Source organism: Streptomyces katrae, assembly GCF_000717655.1.
GTDB lineage: Bacteria > Actinomycetota > Actinomycetes > Streptomycetales > Streptomycetaceae > Streptomyces > Streptomyces katrae_B.
Genome location: NZ_JNZY01000053.1, coordinates 1 through 15,278 on the forward strand (window position 1 = coordinate 1; position 15,278 = coordinate 15,278).

General features: G+C 67.8%; 17 protein-coding genes. 9 read left to right on the forward strand and 8 right to left on the reverse strand.

The window, feature by feature from the left end; translation table 11 throughout:
* Positions 1-669: 669 nt before the first annotated feature.
* The 3 genes from IF09_RS0135980 to IF09_RS0135990 all read right to left on the reverse strand — a co-directional run bounded on the left by IF09_RS0135980 (position 670) and on the right by IF09_RS0135990 (position 4,835).
* Complete coding sequence (locus IF09_RS0135980; protein WP_030303197.1) at positions 670-3,504, reverse strand: hypothetical protein; 2,835 nt, start codon at positions 3,502-3,504, stop codon at positions 670-672.
* Positions 3,505-3,540: 36 nt separating this feature from the next.
* On the reverse strand, positions 3,541-4,095 hold the full coding sequence (locus tag IF09_RS0135985) for a hypothetical protein (protein WP_324606891.1): 555 nt from the start codon (positions 4,093-4,095) through the stop codon (positions 3,541-3,543).
* Positions 4,096-4,316: 221 nt separating this feature from the next.
* Positions 4,317-4,835, reverse strand: a complete 519-nt coding sequence (locus tag IF09_RS0135990) for an Imm21 family immunity protein (protein ID WP_030303200.1) — start codon at positions 4,833-4,835, stop codon at positions 4,317-4,319.
* A gap of 294 nt (positions 4,836-5,129) precedes the next feature.
* Between IF09_RS0135990 and IF09_RS0135995 the strand changes: the two genes are divergently transcribed.
* Positions 5,130-5,606, forward strand: coding sequence for a hypothetical protein (locus tag IF09_RS0135995; protein ID WP_158710156.1), 477 nt, complete (start codon positions 5,130-5,132; stop codon positions 5,604-5,606).
* Between the two features lie 2 nt (positions 5,607-5,608).
* Here the strand turns inward: IF09_RS0135995 and IF09_RS0136000 are convergent, their stop codons facing one another.
* Genes IF09_RS0136000 through IF09_RS0136015 form a run of 4 tightly spaced genes read right to left on the reverse strand, consistent with a single transcriptional unit; the run spans position 5,609 to position 7,550 of the window.
* Complete coding sequence (locus IF09_RS0136000; RefSeq protein ID WP_030303203.1) at positions 5,609-5,791, reverse strand: DUF397 domain-containing protein; 183 nt, start codon at positions 5,789-5,791, stop codon at positions 5,609-5,611.
* 9 nt (positions 5,792-5,800) lie between these two features.
* Positions 5,801-6,643, reverse strand: coding sequence for a helix-turn-helix domain-containing protein (locus tag IF09_RS0136005; RefSeq protein WP_030303206.1), 843 nt, complete (start codon positions 6,641-6,643; stop codon positions 5,801-5,803).
* Positions 6,644-6,649: 6 nt separating this feature from the next.
* Positions 6,650-7,171 (reverse strand): DUF6879 family protein, encoded by a 522-nt coding sequence (locus tag IF09_RS0136010; RefSeq protein ID WP_030303208.1) that lies wholly within the window; start codon positions 7,169-7,171, stop codon positions 6,650-6,652.
* On the reverse strand, positions 7,131-7,550 hold the full coding sequence (locus tag IF09_RS0136015) for a hypothetical protein (protein WP_030303210.1): 420 nt from the start codon (positions 7,548-7,550) through the stop codon (positions 7,131-7,133). The genes IF09_RS0136010 and IF09_RS0136015 overlap by 41 nt, the downstream gene beginning before the upstream one ends.
* 175 nt (positions 7,551-7,725) lie before the next feature.
* On the opposite strand from IF09_RS0136015, the gene IF09_RS0136025 reads away from it, so the two are divergent.
* The 4 genes from IF09_RS0136025 (at position 7,726) to IF09_RS46065 (ending at position 9,924) form a co-directional block, all read left to right on the forward strand.
* A complete protein-coding gene (locus IF09_RS0136025; RefSeq protein ID WP_158710157.1) occupies positions 7,726-8,028 on the forward strand; it encodes a hypothetical protein in 303 nt (100 codons plus the stop codon).
* A gap of 49 nt (positions 8,029-8,077) precedes the next feature.
* Positions 8,078-8,338, forward strand: coding sequence for a hypothetical protein (locus tag IF09_RS0136030; RefSeq protein WP_030303214.1), 261 nt, complete (start codon positions 8,078-8,080; stop codon positions 8,336-8,338).
* 198 nt (positions 8,339-8,536) lie between these two features.
* Positions 8,537-9,085, forward strand: a complete 549-nt coding sequence (locus IF09_RS0136035; RefSeq protein ID WP_030303216.1) for a hypothetical protein — start codon at positions 8,537-8,539, stop codon at positions 9,083-9,085.
* Between the two features lie 116 nt (positions 9,086-9,201).
* Positions 9,202-9,924, forward strand: a complete 723-nt coding sequence (locus tag IF09_RS46065) for a GntR family transcriptional regulator (protein ID WP_234321280.1) — start codon at positions 9,202-9,204, stop codon at positions 9,922-9,924.
* A 211-nt stretch (positions 9,925-10,135) separates the two neighbouring features.
* On the opposite strand, the gene IF09_RS0136045 is transcribed toward IF09_RS46065, so the two are convergent.
* Positions 10,136-10,507, reverse strand: a complete 372-nt coding sequence (locus IF09_RS0136045; protein ID WP_030303220.1) for an HIT family protein — start codon at positions 10,505-10,507, stop codon at positions 10,136-10,138.
* Positions 10,508-10,783: 276 nt separating this feature from the next.
* On the opposite strand from IF09_RS0136045, the gene IF09_RS0136050 reads away from it, so the two are divergent.
* From IF09_RS0136050 to IF09_RS0136065, 4 genes are all read left to right on the forward strand, one after another.
* Positions 10,784-11,809: a radical SAM protein gene (locus IF09_RS0136050; RefSeq protein WP_078613677.1), complete on the forward strand. Its 1,026-nt coding sequence runs from the start codon at positions 10,784-10,786 to the stop codon at positions 11,807-11,809.
* A complete protein-coding gene (locus IF09_RS0136055) occupies positions 11,806-13,209 on the forward strand; it encodes a B12-binding domain-containing radical SAM protein (RefSeq protein WP_030303225.1) in 1,404 nt (467 codons plus the stop codon). Before IF09_RS0136050 ends, IF09_RS0136055 begins: the two co-directional genes overlap by 4 nt.
* An 87-nt stretch (positions 13,210-13,296) precedes the next feature.
* Positions 13,297-14,247: a S66 peptidase family protein gene (locus IF09_RS0136060; protein ID WP_158710159.1), complete on the forward strand. Its 951-nt coding sequence runs from the start codon at positions 13,297-13,299 to the stop codon at positions 14,245-14,247.
* Positions 14,244-15,254 carry an amino acid--tRNA ligase-related protein gene (locus tag IF09_RS0136065; protein ID WP_030303228.1) on the forward strand — a complete coding sequence of 337 codons (1,011 nt, stop codon included), beginning with the start codon at positions 14,244-14,246 and terminating at the stop codon, positions 15,252-15,254. Before IF09_RS0136060 ends, IF09_RS0136065 begins: the two co-directional genes overlap by 4 nt.
* Positions 15,255-15,278: the final 24 nt, after the last annotated feature.

Consider the following 15,278-nt stretch of genomic DNA (forward strand, 5'->3'; position numbering starts at 1 on the left):
CGCAGAATCCAACTCCGGCCCCACCTTGTCGACGGCTGCCTCACCGCCACCGGTCTGGCCATCAACCCACCGACCCCACCCTGAAATCTTCAGTAACCGTGCCCTGGGCCCGCACATCTGGACCACGGCCGGGACCTTGGCGGGTGCCACCCCTCACCCGCATGCTCGCGCTCCTCCCCCGGCCTCGCCCGCGGGTGAGATCTGGCAGCGGTTGTCGTCGGTGGTTGGCATCAGCCGATGCCTGGCCGACGTTGGAATGTCGGTGGGCGTTCTCGTGAACAAAGCCATCGGGACGATGGACTCGAGGCGGAGCCGTTGTCCAGGAGCTGCTTCAGATGGGCGTAGTGGCGTTGCCGGTCGATGTCCACCCTCAGGTACCAATTCCTCGCGATAGCCAAGGGAGAGGTCTGCTGTGAGGCCCGGGGCAGCGCTGCGGTGAGGGGATGGAAGTATCGGTATGGCGCGTGAATGGATCCGGAGCTGACCCGCCTGGTCACCGAACGCCTCGCCGAGCCCAGCAGGTGGCTGGCACCGTGCGCATGCCAGCAGTGGTCGGCGAGATCCTGGATCAAGTTGTGGTCGGCGTCTGGGCCCGTCCCAAGTCCCGTCCCCGAGCTCGAGACCGTGCAGGCTCCCGGCGCCATCACTGCGGAACATGGTGCCGACACGTCACGGTGGCGTGAGTTCCTGATCACGGGCGAGTCTGTCCTGCAGCAAGGCGTGCCGGAACTGGTAGCTGGCGCCTTCCGCCCGGAGGATGCGATGGTCGTAGGCGTCTTTGAGGAAGTGCATGCCCCGTAGCGGGAAGTCACCGCGCAGGCATAGTTGGAGAAAGAGCAGACTTGTCCGCCAGTGATCGGAGATTGCCGCCACGCACGCGTAGGAGAACGGCAGGCCGAAGCCGATCACGATGAAGGGGAAGGTGCTCCAGTCAGGGGCGCCTGCCGCCGCGCCTTCGCTGGTGACTCCGATCACCTGGCTCACGCCGAGGGCCAGGCTGATAGAGAAGCCGAACACTGCGCCCGTCACCAGGGCCAGGTTGCGGTCCTGCCGCCACGAGGTGTACGGATCGGTCACCGGGTCCAAGAGAGACACGGGGCGGGCCGCTACGACCACCGCGCCGACGATGCCCATGGTGAGGATTGCCATAATCCAGCTCGACAGCACCTGATTAGGCGTGCCGTCGTCTTGCCGGGGGGTGAGGACCCTGCAGAGGCCGGCCAGGCTCGCCGGGGCAAGGACCGGCCAGTAGCGCAGGCCCTTCCACCGGGCCCATCCCGTCCATCCGGGTGCCGCAGGAACCTGCGTCGCCGCGAAACCCGCCAGGGCGCCGGTCACCAGCCCACCGGCAAGCGAGACGGTCCAGCTGAGCGGATCGGTGATGTCGAGCAGGGCCATGACCGTCACCGCGATCGCGACCAGGACACCGGTCGGCGAATGGAAACGGCGCCGGGGCGCGGAGCCTGGGGCATGCAGTCGTCTGCGCCAGCGCGGTGCCGGGTCCCGGAGTTCAGCGAGAGCCCCCGCCCCGGCTCCGAAGGTGATACCCGCGATACTCCCGTAGACCGCCCCGAACCCGACGCCGCGGAAACCCTCCCATGCAACGTGTCTGCCGGGACCGTACGCCAGCACACAGCCGGACGCCCCGAGGAGGGTGCCCACGAAGGCAGTGAGAGCGATGCGCGGCCACGGTGACGCCCAGTGATGTAACCGCCGCCAGTTGAGGCCGTACGTCCTCGCACCTCCCGGCCGACCGTAGTCACGGGTGTGTTGCCGGTTCATCCGGCCGGCCAGGTAGCGCAGCCAGCGCTCGGCTTGCTGCGGCCCGTACGCCGCCCGTGATGCTGACGGTTCGGGCCGGTAGCGAATCTTCACAAGCCGACCGAGTAGATACTCCTCGACCTCGCGCCGGGACGTGAATCGTTCGGCGAGCAGGTCGTCCAGGTCGGTGATGTGGCGCGGCGGGAAGGCGTCGCGCAGCAGTGTCAGGGTCAGCGGCGTGCTGAGGGCTTGGGAGAGGGCGCTGTCCGGCTCGTTCTCCAGATGCATGACCAGGTGTTGCCAGGGGGCGAGTCCCGGCATGGTCCGCAGGAAAGCGACAGCGTCACTTGCGGGTACCGGGGAGAGCTCCAGGGCTACGGAACCGAGGAGATGCCCGTCGGCGACGGCGGCCTCGAACTCGCCGGGGCGGGAGAAGACCACCACGCGGTAGGCGGCGCGGTCGATTTCCTGGAGCGCGGCACGGCGCAGATCGCCCGCTATCTCATCGAAACTGTCAAGGAACAGCGAGATCCACCCGCCCTCGATCAGCCCCTCGGCCTGCTTGCGCCCGATGCGGTAGTCGTCAACGAGCCGGGCGGCGAGCCAGTCTTCGAGACTGTGGCCGTCCCACCCGACGATGCTCAGCAGTACGGGCACCGGGTAGCGGGCACGCCGGGCGCCCCTGTGCAGGGTGTCGCGGTGGTCCAGGGCGCGCAGCACTGTCAGGAGCGCTGCGTCGGATTTACCGGCTCCCGGCCCGCCGAGAACGACTACGCGGCCGGATGCCACCCCGCTGTAGACGGAGAGAAGTTCAGGGATTCCGCCCTCGCGTAACGCACCGTCATCAGGTGCGGCAGCGTAGGGTACAGCCCGGACCAGCCGCGGCCGGCCCGGGTCCTTCGGGGCCTCTTCCTGACCGGCGACCGGGCGCCGGGTACGGCGCCACCGGACAGGGATCTCCTGCTGCAATTTCCTTTGCCGCGCGGCCTCCTGCCATTGCCTGCGGACTGCACGGGCCAGCGCGTCACCCAGTTCCAGCGGCATTGCGTCCCAGTCCTGGTCCTGGTCCAATGCATCGGCGCCATCGAAACGAAGGCTCCCCCTGCTGAAGGCCCCCGCGTAGTGGTGGTGGTGTATCTGCTGGTCGAAGTCACGACCGACGGCTATCGACGCGGGGCCGCTGGCCACGGCACGCAACGAGCGGGAGGCGCTGTCCGGGTGACCGTTCGGCTCCCCTTCGGACCCGGAATGGGAGGGAGCGAGAGAAGCCCCGTCCTTAGGAACTCCGAGTGGAGTGTTGCCGGTGACGGGCCCGCTGACGCTGCCGCCCACCGCGATCGCGCCAGTGCCACTGGCTGTGACCGAAAGGTTCCCGCCAACAGCCACCCCGCTGTCCGAGGCGGTGACCTTCCCGGGACGGTGCGCGGCCTGCCACCTGAAGTAGACGGCAGCGATGGTCCCGGCCAACCCGGGATCGGCCTCGGCAGCCGCCTCCACCGCCGACGCGACGCGTTGCCGCGTCCGTTCCGACGGCCCCGCCCATCCCGGCTCGGTCACCTCCCGTTGCAACTGATCCCACGCACTGTGCGTGGCCAGACGTTGCATCAGGGCGTCAGCGACCGCGTTCAGGGCCGCTTCGACATCCTCCGGGACCGAAAGCGGGCCGTCCGAGGACCGGCCAGCCGATGAGGCCGCCCGGCGGCACAGCCATCCCACCACCAGCGCGACGTGCGCCTCCAGCATCGAGCCACGCTCCTCCCGCCACACCTGGTCGGTCCGTCAGCCCTCGGAGGGGTCCGGTCCGGCAGGACCGCCGACGTGTGCGCCAGCGTTGATGACGCCAGCCGCGATCGAACCCCCCTCCGCACGAATCTCCACATTGCCACCGACCGCCAGCCCGCCTCGACCGGCCGAAACACCGCCCCGGGGCGCGTGCCGGGCCAACAAGGCACGCAGACTCTCGGCAGCATGGATCTGCTCCGCCTCTTCCAGGTTCTCCAAAAGGATCTCCACACGGGTCTGCCACACGCCCTCCTGACGCATGCGCAGCCGCTCCACCGCGCCCGCTGCGGCCGCATCCAGCTCACCCGCGGTTCGGTCCAGCCGCTCCAACTCCGCCCGCTCGCGCTGCTGGTCTCCCCGTCCGAACCAGCCTGCCAGTGCCTGCCGTAACCCGGCCCACGCGTCCGTCCCTGCGGCCTGGACCACGGCGGCCCCGCCTGCGGCGGCCAGTGCCGCCAATGCCTGCTCCAGCATCTCGTCGTGTCCCTCCCACAAGGACCGGCCGATCTCGTCAACACGGTAGCTCCGCATCAGGCATCTGCGCAGTCCCATGAGATAACACCCCGTCTCCCACCACAGTCCCAGTCGGAGGAGCCCGCCAGCATCCGGTGGGGTCAGACCCTTTCGTGGAGGCGGAAGACTGCCTCGCCCGGCTCCTCGACGGGGGCCGCCGTCTCGTCCGGGGCGACTCGTTCGGCGATCACCCGGCAGAGTCGGGTGACTTTGGGCCCCCAGAACTGCCCAGTCAGGACATGTCTCCGTCAGCCCTGTTGTTAGCGCAGAAGTTGGACCACGCCCACCGAGGTGTGTTCGTTCGGCGAGGCGTGAACGGCCCGGACCGTCCAGCGGCCGGGCCCGATCGGTACGGGAGCCTCCTCCGGCAGTCCTCCGCCGTTCGGGTATTCGACGTCCAGCTCGGAACCGGCGGTGACGGAGTCCATGAGCACCGCCGGACCGTCCGTCTCCCCGACACCGCACTCCTCCCACTCGGTGGTGGGGTCGGCAAACACAGCCTCGGCCGCGGCGAAGAGATCGGCCTCGGATTCTGCGCCGAGCCAGCGGACGAAGGCTCGGTGGTCAGGCAAGTAGCAGGTGCTGGCTGGTTCGTCCGCCAGGACAAGCCCCCGGGCGCCTTCCTCGCCGACAGCGATCACTCCGGTCAGGCCCTCGACCTCGCACGCGCGGTCGTAGTCGTCCCGAAAATCTCCCTCGCCGATCACCATCCCCGACTCTGTGCAACCACGCCAGCGAGCCATCGCGGAAACCGGTAGTGCTATCAGCGGGCCACCCATCGACTCGACCCAGGCAGGGGAAGACTCGGCTGAGCTGGCTTCGGTGGAGGAATACCAGTGTCCCCTCAGCCACTGACAACGCGCCCTCGGGCTGATCAGCACGAGCGGTTGCTTGACATCGAGAAGTAGCGGCCCCCGCAGCACCGAGGCCGGGACGGCTGCAGCCCCCAGCAGTTGCGTTCGCTCGGGCCCGCCGCGTAGATCGCAGACGGCCGCGGAGTTGAACTGCCCGCGCTGCCGGCCTGACGCTTCCCTCGGCATGCTGGAGTTTCCGGCCGGCGGCACGGTGGAGGAATGAACCCTGCCCTGCGCGTGATCGTCTACCCCCCCCAGGACGAGGTCAGCTTGCCCCAGCAACCGTATGGGAAGGCTTTTCCCACACACCGCTGGGTGCTGTCAGGAGGCTGGCTCCCCCCGGAGTCTTCCTGGTCCGACGACGGCCGGGCGCGGCGCGGTTTCGGATGGGTTGCCGCCAGCCCGTGCGTCCTCGTCTCCGTCATGCACGCCAACAACGAGGTCGGCTCCCTCCAGCGGATCGCCATCCTCTCCCAGCTCACCACCCACCGCCGAATCCTCCTGCACACCGACGCCGCTTCGGTCCTGAACAAGGAGGTCACAGCCTTGGTCGCGGCGAGCGGCATGGACGAGGAGGCTCCGATTCACTTCCTCGAGACGTTTCTCGCCCCCGTCCGCGATGGCATAGCAGGCCCGGGCAGGAAGGGTCGAGGCCGGGCGCAACTGGCACCAGGCCGCCAGTTCTTTTCTCGTTGATCTCATCCCGGCTGCCTGGCAAAGTTCACGAACTCCACCCATGCGGCCGGGTTGACACCGACGATCGCCCGGTCGCGGCGCTTCGCGTCCCGGACCAGAACCCTGTCCGGATCATTGTCAGCCACTTCGACGCACGTCTCGGTCCCTGTGTACGAGCTTGTACGCCAGTTCGGGATCTCGACCATGTTTTCCTCTCAGTGATTGAAATAGTCGATGGCAGACCTGATTAGCGCCATTGCGGGCTCGCCATAGACTGCGGACTGCTTTAGAAGCGCGAATGCCTTCGCATAAAGCTCGATCTCCTTGGGCTGAGTCACCGACATCTCTGCGGAGAACGTCTCTACGAGCACAAGCTTGTCATCAAACATCGAAAACGAGTGACCAAGCCAGATCTCCGCGGGCGCCGCTTTCGGGACGATGCCCACGCTCACCCGCGCGAGTCCCATCAGCGCCACTAGACGATCGAGCTGCGACTTCATTACCTCCGGGCCGCCGACGTTGGAGTAGAGCGCCTGCTCACCAAGAATGACGTTATAGATCCTGCTGCCCTCGTACAGGTACCTCTGTCGCTCCAACCGCTTAGCGACCGCAGCCTCTGCGTCATTGACGATATCGTAGTAGCGAATGGCCTGCTGGAAAATCGCCGTAGCATAGTCGGCCGTCTGAAACGTTCCCCAGATGGCGTTGGGGTGCCAGATTCGGAAGACCTTCGTCCTAGCGTAGACGGGAAGGGATTTCTTTTGCCGAGACTCGGCGCCGGTCTGGAGCTGTCGGCGCCACTCAAGCCACAGCTCGTCGATGTGTCGCACGGTGGCAATGAGGTCATCAACATGCTCGTCCTGGCCGGTCGCCACACACCAGGCCCTGATGTCTTCCTCGCTCGCGTTCTGCTTGCCGTGCTCGATGCGCGAGACCTTCGACTCGTGCCAGTCGAGCACACCAGCGAATGCCCGGCCGCTCGTGTATCCGGCGTCTCTCCGGAAAGTACGCAGCCGGGCACCCAGCGCCTCGCGTGTCTCTTGTACTCGGTTGCTCACGATGGGTCAGGGCTTGTACTCGTGGTGAGGCAGAGCGGCGTTCCACAAGAGGTCTCGGACGCGAATGCACTCGGCCACAACCTCGGGGGCCGTGATCAGCTCCGAACCGAGGACGCGACCGTTCTCGTCAAAGTGCCCAACAGCCAAGGTCCTGTTGTCGAACAGCCACCAGTCGTTGCCGGCCACGGGGAAGGCAAGGCCGCTGGGAAGCATGCGCCGCGGAAGCCATCGGATGTCTTCGCCAGCTGCCTCGTTGATCGGAGTGGTCGCGTACTCCCATTGGACGTAAAGCGTGTGCGGCTCAGTCACGACGCGAACGCGCCGGACTGACTTCCCTTCGCCGGTGACTCGCCTGGTCATGCGCGTCCACGGCTCCATGTAGGAGTTGTCCACCACTCCGCGAAGCCAGTCCGCGAACGGGCCGTCCTCGTCAGGGACGGAGTAGTCGTCCCTCAGCTCCAGGTGGAAAGCGTCCTGCGCGAAGCTCTCAAAGAGCTGGTTGCGCTCGGCGCTGGAGATTAGCTTCACGCGGCTCCTCCAGTAGTGCCTTGATCGCGGCCTTGGGGACCTCGACCACGGTTTCGTAGTCCGGAATATTCATCTGCGACAGGGCCTCGGGGTCGGTCACCTCCCGGCCCTGGACGACGAACGTACCGCCTGGCGTAAGGATCATGATCGGTTCGTCAATTCGCCTGATCTCCCCGACCGGGAGGTCGTCCTTCGTCAGATACTCGAACAGCTCCGTCGGGACCTCCACGGCGGTCTGGCCCTCAGGGATGTCGAGCTGCATCAGCAGGTCGTTCGCGAAGATCCTCCAGCCTTGCACGAGGTAGGTGTCCCGGTCGGTTGCGTAGAGGGTGGGGCAGTCCCCAACGTTGGAGTTCTTACCAAGGAACCGTAGCTTCATGGTCGTTCCCCTGTCCGCTTCCTTGCGTTAGTTTGCGCGACAAACCGATCGTCGACGCCCCGTTCGGGCCCGTCAACCGAGCTGCCGCAAACTGGCGCAAGTTTCTTGGTAGTTGACGCGCAGCCGCCCTACGTTCGTCTCGGCATCCAAGCGACGCGAGATCAAGGGGACCTCCATGAGCAGCAAGATCACGGCACGCACCGAGCCGCTGGCCACGAGCCCGAGAGTCACTGCGGGAGTGATAGCGCAGCACGCGGTACCCGATCTCCAGCAGGCTCTCAACTGCACCGGCATCGCCGCGGCGGTCTACGCGGCGGGCGTGAACGAGACCCGCGACGGCAGGTACGAGGGGATGGTGCACATCGCCCTCGCTGCCTCCGATGCCTCCGACTTCACGAGGTGGGTCAAAGCCCACACGGCGGCAGTCAGCAGTGAAAGCCTCAGCCACCACCCGCAGGAAGGGCGGTGCGCCTCATGAGCCGCCTCGCGCACCCCGACGACCTGCCGGACGACAGCTGGGCCGTCAGGTGACCGGGGAACGCGACCACCACCTCACGGAGATCACCGACCACCGGCTGATCGGCCGGGCGGTCGCCCACCTGGAAACCGGCCGCAAGGGGACTGTCAGCCTGGTCCTGGAACACCGAGCCAGGACCAGCAATCGCCTGATCAAGACAGTCGCACACATGCGGCCCCTGGACTTCTCGGGCCGCGAGTGGACCGCCGATGTAGAAGTACTCCAGCCCATCCGCCCCATCGCGCCGGAAATACCAGCGAGATACCGGTGACCGGCCACGACCAGCCCCACGCCGCTACACCGACGCCTTCCTTGCTGGCAGGTCCGGCGCGAGACAGCGCGGCAGGCCGGTCGCGCTCCTCCTCCGCGAGGCCAGTGCCACCGCGCTCCCCCGCGGAAGGCAGCCTCCATCCGCCTTCCAACGACCTCCGTGCTGATCCCTTCACTACCTCCACCCCAAGGCTCACCCATGTATGTGATGAAGCTGCTCACCCTCAGTCATGTGCCGGCTCTCAACCGGCTGCTTGCCCTGCGTATGGACTGGCTGGCGGAGAAGAGGCACCCGCTGAGCGGGGAGAGCTCCAATCTGATGGAGCTCGTACGCCTTCCGGAGCCAGAGCCCGGAATGGTGCCCGTCGGAATGTGGGACGGCGAGAGGCTCGTCGCTGCTCTCGCGGTTCAGTCCGCGGCACCTATGTTCGGCTGGACGCTCGGAGAGCGGCAGGAGCCGAGCCAGGTGTTGTCCCTCGCTCACACCGACCCGAGGGAGTCGAGGGTGGGTGCGCTCCTCGTGTCTGGGCTCTGCGACCACGCCGCGCGCAAGCCCGCTCCGCCAGTCTGGATCCGCTGCACGGTCCGTCCGAAAGCACTGGCCGACTATCTCGAACAGGCTTGTGGCTGGACCAAGGTCCGTGAGGTCAGCAGTCCGTACGGAGACTCCCACCATCTGCTCCAACGTGCTCCTCGGCGAGCCGAGCACACGACACTCCTCGTCCGCACTGAAGGCGGGCTGGCGTGATGTTGACAGTTGCGCCGGACACCGCCGCCGTCGAGGCAGCGGAGCGGGAAGCGGCTGTGGCGGAGTTATGCGAGGAGATCACCCGCCGCATCTCCATCGGCCGATACGCGCCCGGGATGGCACTCCCGGCCAAAATCCTCGCTGTCGAACTCGGGGTGCCCACCGCCCTGCTGCCGCGCGCATTGCGGGACCTGGCAGAGGCCGGGACACTGGCCCGAACCGGCGACCGCATCGCGGTACCTCATCCGTCGGATGAGCGGGCCTGGCGGGCGCGCCACCTGGCCGACCGGGCTCTCGATCAGATCGCGGCCCGGCTCTACCTTCCCGAGGTGCCGCTGCCGGGAATCGCCGAGCTCGCCCGCGACCGCGTCACCGAACCAACGGTCATGCGCCAGGCCCTCAATGTCCTGGAAGACGAGGGATGGGTCGGCCGAAAGCCGGGGCAGGGCCGCGTGGTCCTGCCCTCGGGGTGGCTGCTCGCTCCGCCCCGGACTGTGGCCCTTCCAGCGCGAGCCACCGGCACGGCCAGGCTGACCGAGCACGAAATCCGGGACGCCGTCAGGTTGGCGTATACCCGCTGGCGCAGCCGGCAGTTCCTGCCACCCGAGGACGTCGAGAGGGCATGGCAGGAGATGCGCGTCATCGCCGTGCAAGTCCTGCCGCCCACGCCGCCCGGAAGTCTCCATCCGCTGCGCCGCGGGGAGCGCGCGGCGGCCCTGGTACGCGAAGCCGCATCGGCCCCGCTGCCCGATACCGCATTGCTCGGCCTATGGCACACCGCCTGCCTCGCCATGGCCATCAGGGGCCTTCTGGCCTACGCCTGCCGGAGAACTCCATGACCGCACACCGCGGCGACTGGCTGCTACGTGCTCTTCGTCCGCTGACCGGTACGCCTCTCGTCGGGCCGATCGCGAGGGCCATCACTGTGGCGATCCACCGGCGCCGGGGTCGGCGCCACGTCCAGGCGCTGCTCGGCCGCGCCCTACTCACGGACGCCCGGCCTGGCCGCGGCGAGGGACCTCCGTTGACGCCCCGCTGACTGAGCCCCATTCAGGTGTCGTGGTGTCCGCACTGGCGGTGGATCTCGCTCTGGGTTTCGCCCCGGTGAATCAGGTGCCAGTGGAGGTGCTTGGACTCCTGATAGTCACCCAAGTTGGTGATGACCGAACAGGCGCCGTGGGCTTGTACCACCTGGGCGGCGACGCGTTGGACCAGTGCCACCACCTCAGGAAGGAGGTGTTCATCGGCGCCGGCCAGGTCGGTGAGCGAGCCGACGTGCTGTTTCGGGATGACCACGATGTGCACGGGATGAGAAGGGCGGGTGTGGTGGTAGGCGAGAGCACGCTCGGTTTCCTCGACCACCCGTACCTCCACCAGTCCGCTCAGAACCTGATGGCAGTAGAAGTCGCTGACCTCTGTCACGTGTGGATCCTTCCGTTCCCAGGACCGGCCGGAGCGGTGACCGTACCGGGTCTGCTCCCGCGACACGCCCGCATCAGCCGCTGCCTCGCGCCAGCGGGACTGGGACGGCTGGCTAGACCACCAGTTCCGGCGGCACGCGACGGACCGGATGTCGGGGTTGCACCGGGCCGCACGACACAACCCCGACATCGGGATTGCCCGATGTCGTTGCCGACCGAGTGAAGGGATGGAGAGGCTGTGACCTCGACGGATAGCCCAGGATTTGGGGGGACCACAATGCTGGAACCGCAATGGCGTGTGACGGTGAACTCCCGCTGCAAGAGGGCCTGCAGCTACTGCCGGCCGTCCGGTGAAGCCGTCGTGACGGCGATGGACGCGGAGCTTGCCCCCGACGATCTGCTGCGCGTTGCCCACGCGGTGCGGGCCCGCGGGTTGACCTCGGTCAAGCTCACCGGCGGTGACCCGGCGCTGTACGGGCCGCTGTTGGAGGTGGTGCGGCGGCTGCGGGACGAGGCCGTGTTCACGGAGATCGAGGTGATCTCCCGCCACCCGCGGATCGGGGACCTCGCCGAGGACCTCGCGCGGGCCGGGGTGACCTTGTTCAACGTGTCCCTGGACACCCTCGACCCGGCGCTGCACCACGAGATCTGCAACGTGGACGACCACGGGCAGGTCGTCGCGGCGATCAAGAGGTGCGTGGCCACCGACGTCCCGGTGAAGGTGAACGTGGTGGTGATGGCCGGCGTCAACGACGCGGAGGTCCCCGCCCTGGTCGAGATGTGTGAGGAGGCCGGCGTCCACAGCGTCAAGCTCCTCGACGTCATCAAGGACCTCGACGCCGGCAGCGAGTCCTACGCCCGACGCCTGAAGACCAAACGTGGCCGCACCCTGCAGGACGTGTACATGTCCCTCGGGGACATCACCGCGACGCTGCGCCGAAGGGCCGTGCAAGAGGAGACCGTCCACCAGGGCGGCCTCGGCCACCCCATGACCGTGCTGACCCTGCCCTCGGGCACCAAGGCCGTCGTGAAGGACTCCACCGCCGGCGCCTGGTACGGGTCCGTGTGCCGAGGCTGTCCGCTCTTCCCGTGTCACGACGCGCTGATGGCACTGCGCCTGACCGCTGACATGCGGCTCCAGTTCTGCCTGCTGCGCGAGGACAACCTCATCGACCTGACCCCGGCCCTCGCCGAGGACACCGACGCGACGCTGCACGCCCAGGTGGAGGCGGCATTCGAAATGTACGCGGACGCCCACTTCCACACGACTCAGCCGTCCGCAGCCCTGGAGGCAGCCCGATGAGCGTCATGCTCGGCATGCCCGCAATCCCCAGCCGTGCCCCGGCCACCACGGGGCCCGGTGGGACCGGCGGCCGGCCGTTGGTGATCCTCGTCTACCCGAAGATCGACCACGAGAAGAACTACGTCTACTTCTGGATGCCGTTCGCGCTCCTGACCCTGGCCAAGCCGCTCATGGAGTCAGGCATGGTCGACGTCGTGCTCTTCGACGGCAACCAGCAGGACGCCGCAGCCTGGGAGCAGCTCCTCGACGAGGAGCTGGATCGCACGGTGTGCATCGGGGTGAGCATCATGACCGGCGGCGGGCAGATCGGCCACGCCCTGGACCTGGTCGCCTCGGCGAAGACGCGCGCCCACTGCCCGCCCGTGGTGTTCGGCGGCCCGCACGTCAACGTGCTGCCCGAGCAGTCCGCGGCCCACCCCCTGGTCGACGCTGTACTCCAGGGGCCCGGCCAAAACTCCATGACCGTGTACGTCGCCTCCCTGCTGGGGCGCACCCGTCGGCGGGACGTGCCCGGCCTGATCTCCCACCAGTGCGGCCAGACGCTGAAGGGACCGGTGAACCCGCCGCGGACCGGCGCCATGGGCGCCTACCCATGGGATCTGCTCGACATCCCCCGGTACATCCGTGACGACCCCACGGTCGCGACCCGCACCCTGAACTACATCTCGTCCCAGGGGTGCATCTATCTCTGCGACTTCTGCTACGAGCTGGTCTACGAGCGCAAGTACTCCGCCATGCCGGCCGGTGACCTGGTCACCGACATCGCCGACTTGAAGGCCCGGTACGGCATCAACGGGGTCAAGTTCTACGACGCCGACTTCTTCGTGCACCTCCAGCGTTCCATGGGGTTCTGCGAGGGGCTCATCGAGCAGGGCCTGGACCTGAAGTGGGCCGCCTCCATTAACCCGAACGACATCCTCAAGGCCCGCAAGAAGGGCATGCCGCTGCTGGAGCGGATCGCGGCCAGCGGCTGCACCCGCCTGCTGATGGGCATGGAGTCCGGCAACGACCGCGTCCTGGGCGAGGTCGTGAAAAAGCAGATCACCCGCGAACGGCTGCTGGATGTCGCCCGGGAGATCGCGGACAACGGGATCCTCGGCTCCTACACGTTCATCGTCGGGTTCCCCGGGGAGAGCGAGGCGGAGATGGAGGACACCTATTCCCTCATCGACGAGCTCCGCACCCTCTCACCGGCCCCCGAGACTCGGGTACACCTCTTCGCCCCGTACCCGGGCACCGGCTTGTACGACAAGGCGCTGGAGCACGGCTTCGTGCCGCCGGACTCGCTGGAGGGCTGGTCGAACTTCGACTACTACACGTCGCTGACGCCGTGGACGAGTGAGGCGACCGCCGAGCGTGCCCGCGATGAGACGCGTATGCGGCTGGCGCCGACCCGATAACCCCCTCTACCGTCACGCAGTGTGCCGGGAAGTACCACCCCCGTTACTTCCCGGCACACCCCCCAACGCTTCGAAGGAGTCCCCCGCTTGAGCACCACACCTTGCTTGGCTGCCCCGCTGGCCAAGGGCGACCGGATCGGCATCGTTACCGTCTCGGCGCCCGAACCCGCCGCCGACCCGGCCATCTTCGAACGCGGGATCTCAGCCCTGACCGCCCGTGGCTTCGAGCCCGTCCTCGGCGCGCATGTCTCGGGCCGGGCCGGATACCGTGCCGGCACCAGCGCCGAACTCCTGGACGACTTCCACACCATGATCGCCGACGAGGCGATCGCCGCCGTGGTGTGCGCCGGCGGCGGGAAGAGCGCCAACCGGCTCCTGTCCGGCCTGGACGTCACCCTGATCGCCGCGCACCCGAAGGCGATCGTGGGCGTCAGCGACCCCAGCCTTCTGCTGAACGCGATCACCGCCCGCACGGGGTTGGTCACCTTCCACGGGCCGTCGGTGATGTGGGACTGGGCCCAGGAGGGCCCCGCCGAGACCGCCGAGCACTTCACCGCGCTGCTGGCCGGTCGGCCCTCCGCCGGCCGGATCGACGCACCGCTGACCTGGACCCGGGCCAGCGCTGCCGAGGGTCATCTGGTCGCCGGCTGCCTGTCCTCCCTGCGCTGCCTGCTCGGCACCCCGTGGGAACCGGTCTGGGACGGTGCGCTCCTGGTGATCGAGGATGCCTTCAAGTCCACCGAGGTCCTCGATCAGGCCCTGACGCACTTCCGTGACTGCGGCGTTCTGGACCGGATCGCCGGCCTCATCGTCGGAGAGACCGTGGGCTGCGAGCCAACGGCCGGGATCACGGTCGCCGAGATGGTCGACGAGGTCTGCCAGGACTACGCCTGGCCCCTGGCCCAGGGGCTCCCGTACGGGCACACCCCCCTCAAGGTCACCCTCCCCATCGGCGCGACCGCCCGCATGGACGCCGACGCCGAGCACCCGCTCACCATCACATCCCCGTGGACCGCCGACCGCAAGGAGACGCGATGACGACCAGCGTCCGCGACGAGGCCCGCCGCTTATACGGCACCTTCCTCAAGGAGAACGCGGACGAACGCGACCTGGTCCTCCTCAAGGCCGACCTCCTGCGCGCCGTCCGGGACTGGCTCCACGCCACCGGATACAGGGAGGTCCCCACCCCGGTTCTGTGCCAGGACCGCGAGAGCGCCCCGATCCCGCAGTTCGCCACCCGCCACCCGCTCACCGGCCAGGGCTTCCACCTCAAGCACTCCGCCGAGGAGCACCTGCGCCGCCTGATCATCAGCATCGACCGGGTCTACGACCTCGGGCCGGCCATCCGCGCCGAGCATGAGGACGCCGACCACGCCATCGAGTTCACGATGCTGCAGACCGCAGCCCGCGACGTCACCCTCGCCGACGGCATGGGCATGGTCGCCCACCTCATCCAGGCCAGCGTGCAGACCGCCTTCGCCACCCTGACCAACCCCGGCGCCAACTTCACCACCATCTACCAAGTACCGGTGGACGAAACCATCGCCGAGGCCCTCGGCACCACATCCGCTCCCGAAGGCGCCGAACTCGTTGCCGCCGCGCGGGACTGGATGGCCGCGCACAGCATGCCGTCCCACGGCGGGGCCTGGGAAGTGATGGAGGCATTCGTCAAGCACGGCGTCGAAACCGCGGTCACCGCGCCCACCCTGCTGCACTCCTTCCCGTATGAGCTGCGGCACAACAGCCGTATCGACGAGAAGACCGGCCGCGCCCAGCGGTTCTCGTTGATCATCGATGGCGTCGAGATCTGCGACGGCGGCGTCAAGCTGCGCACCGCGGCCGACTACCGGCCCATGGTCGACGCCAACATCGCGCTGCGCGAGGCACTCCACGGCGTCCCGGCCGATGACGGCCCGCTCGACTTCTACGCCGACGTCGACCGCGACCCCGCGGACGTCTTCACCTTCGGCCTCGGCCTCGAGCGTCTCCTGGCGGCCGTCGCCGGCCGCAGCGTCGCGGACGTCCTGTCATTCCCTTTCCACTGAGCCGCGGCCACCCCTGACCGAGAG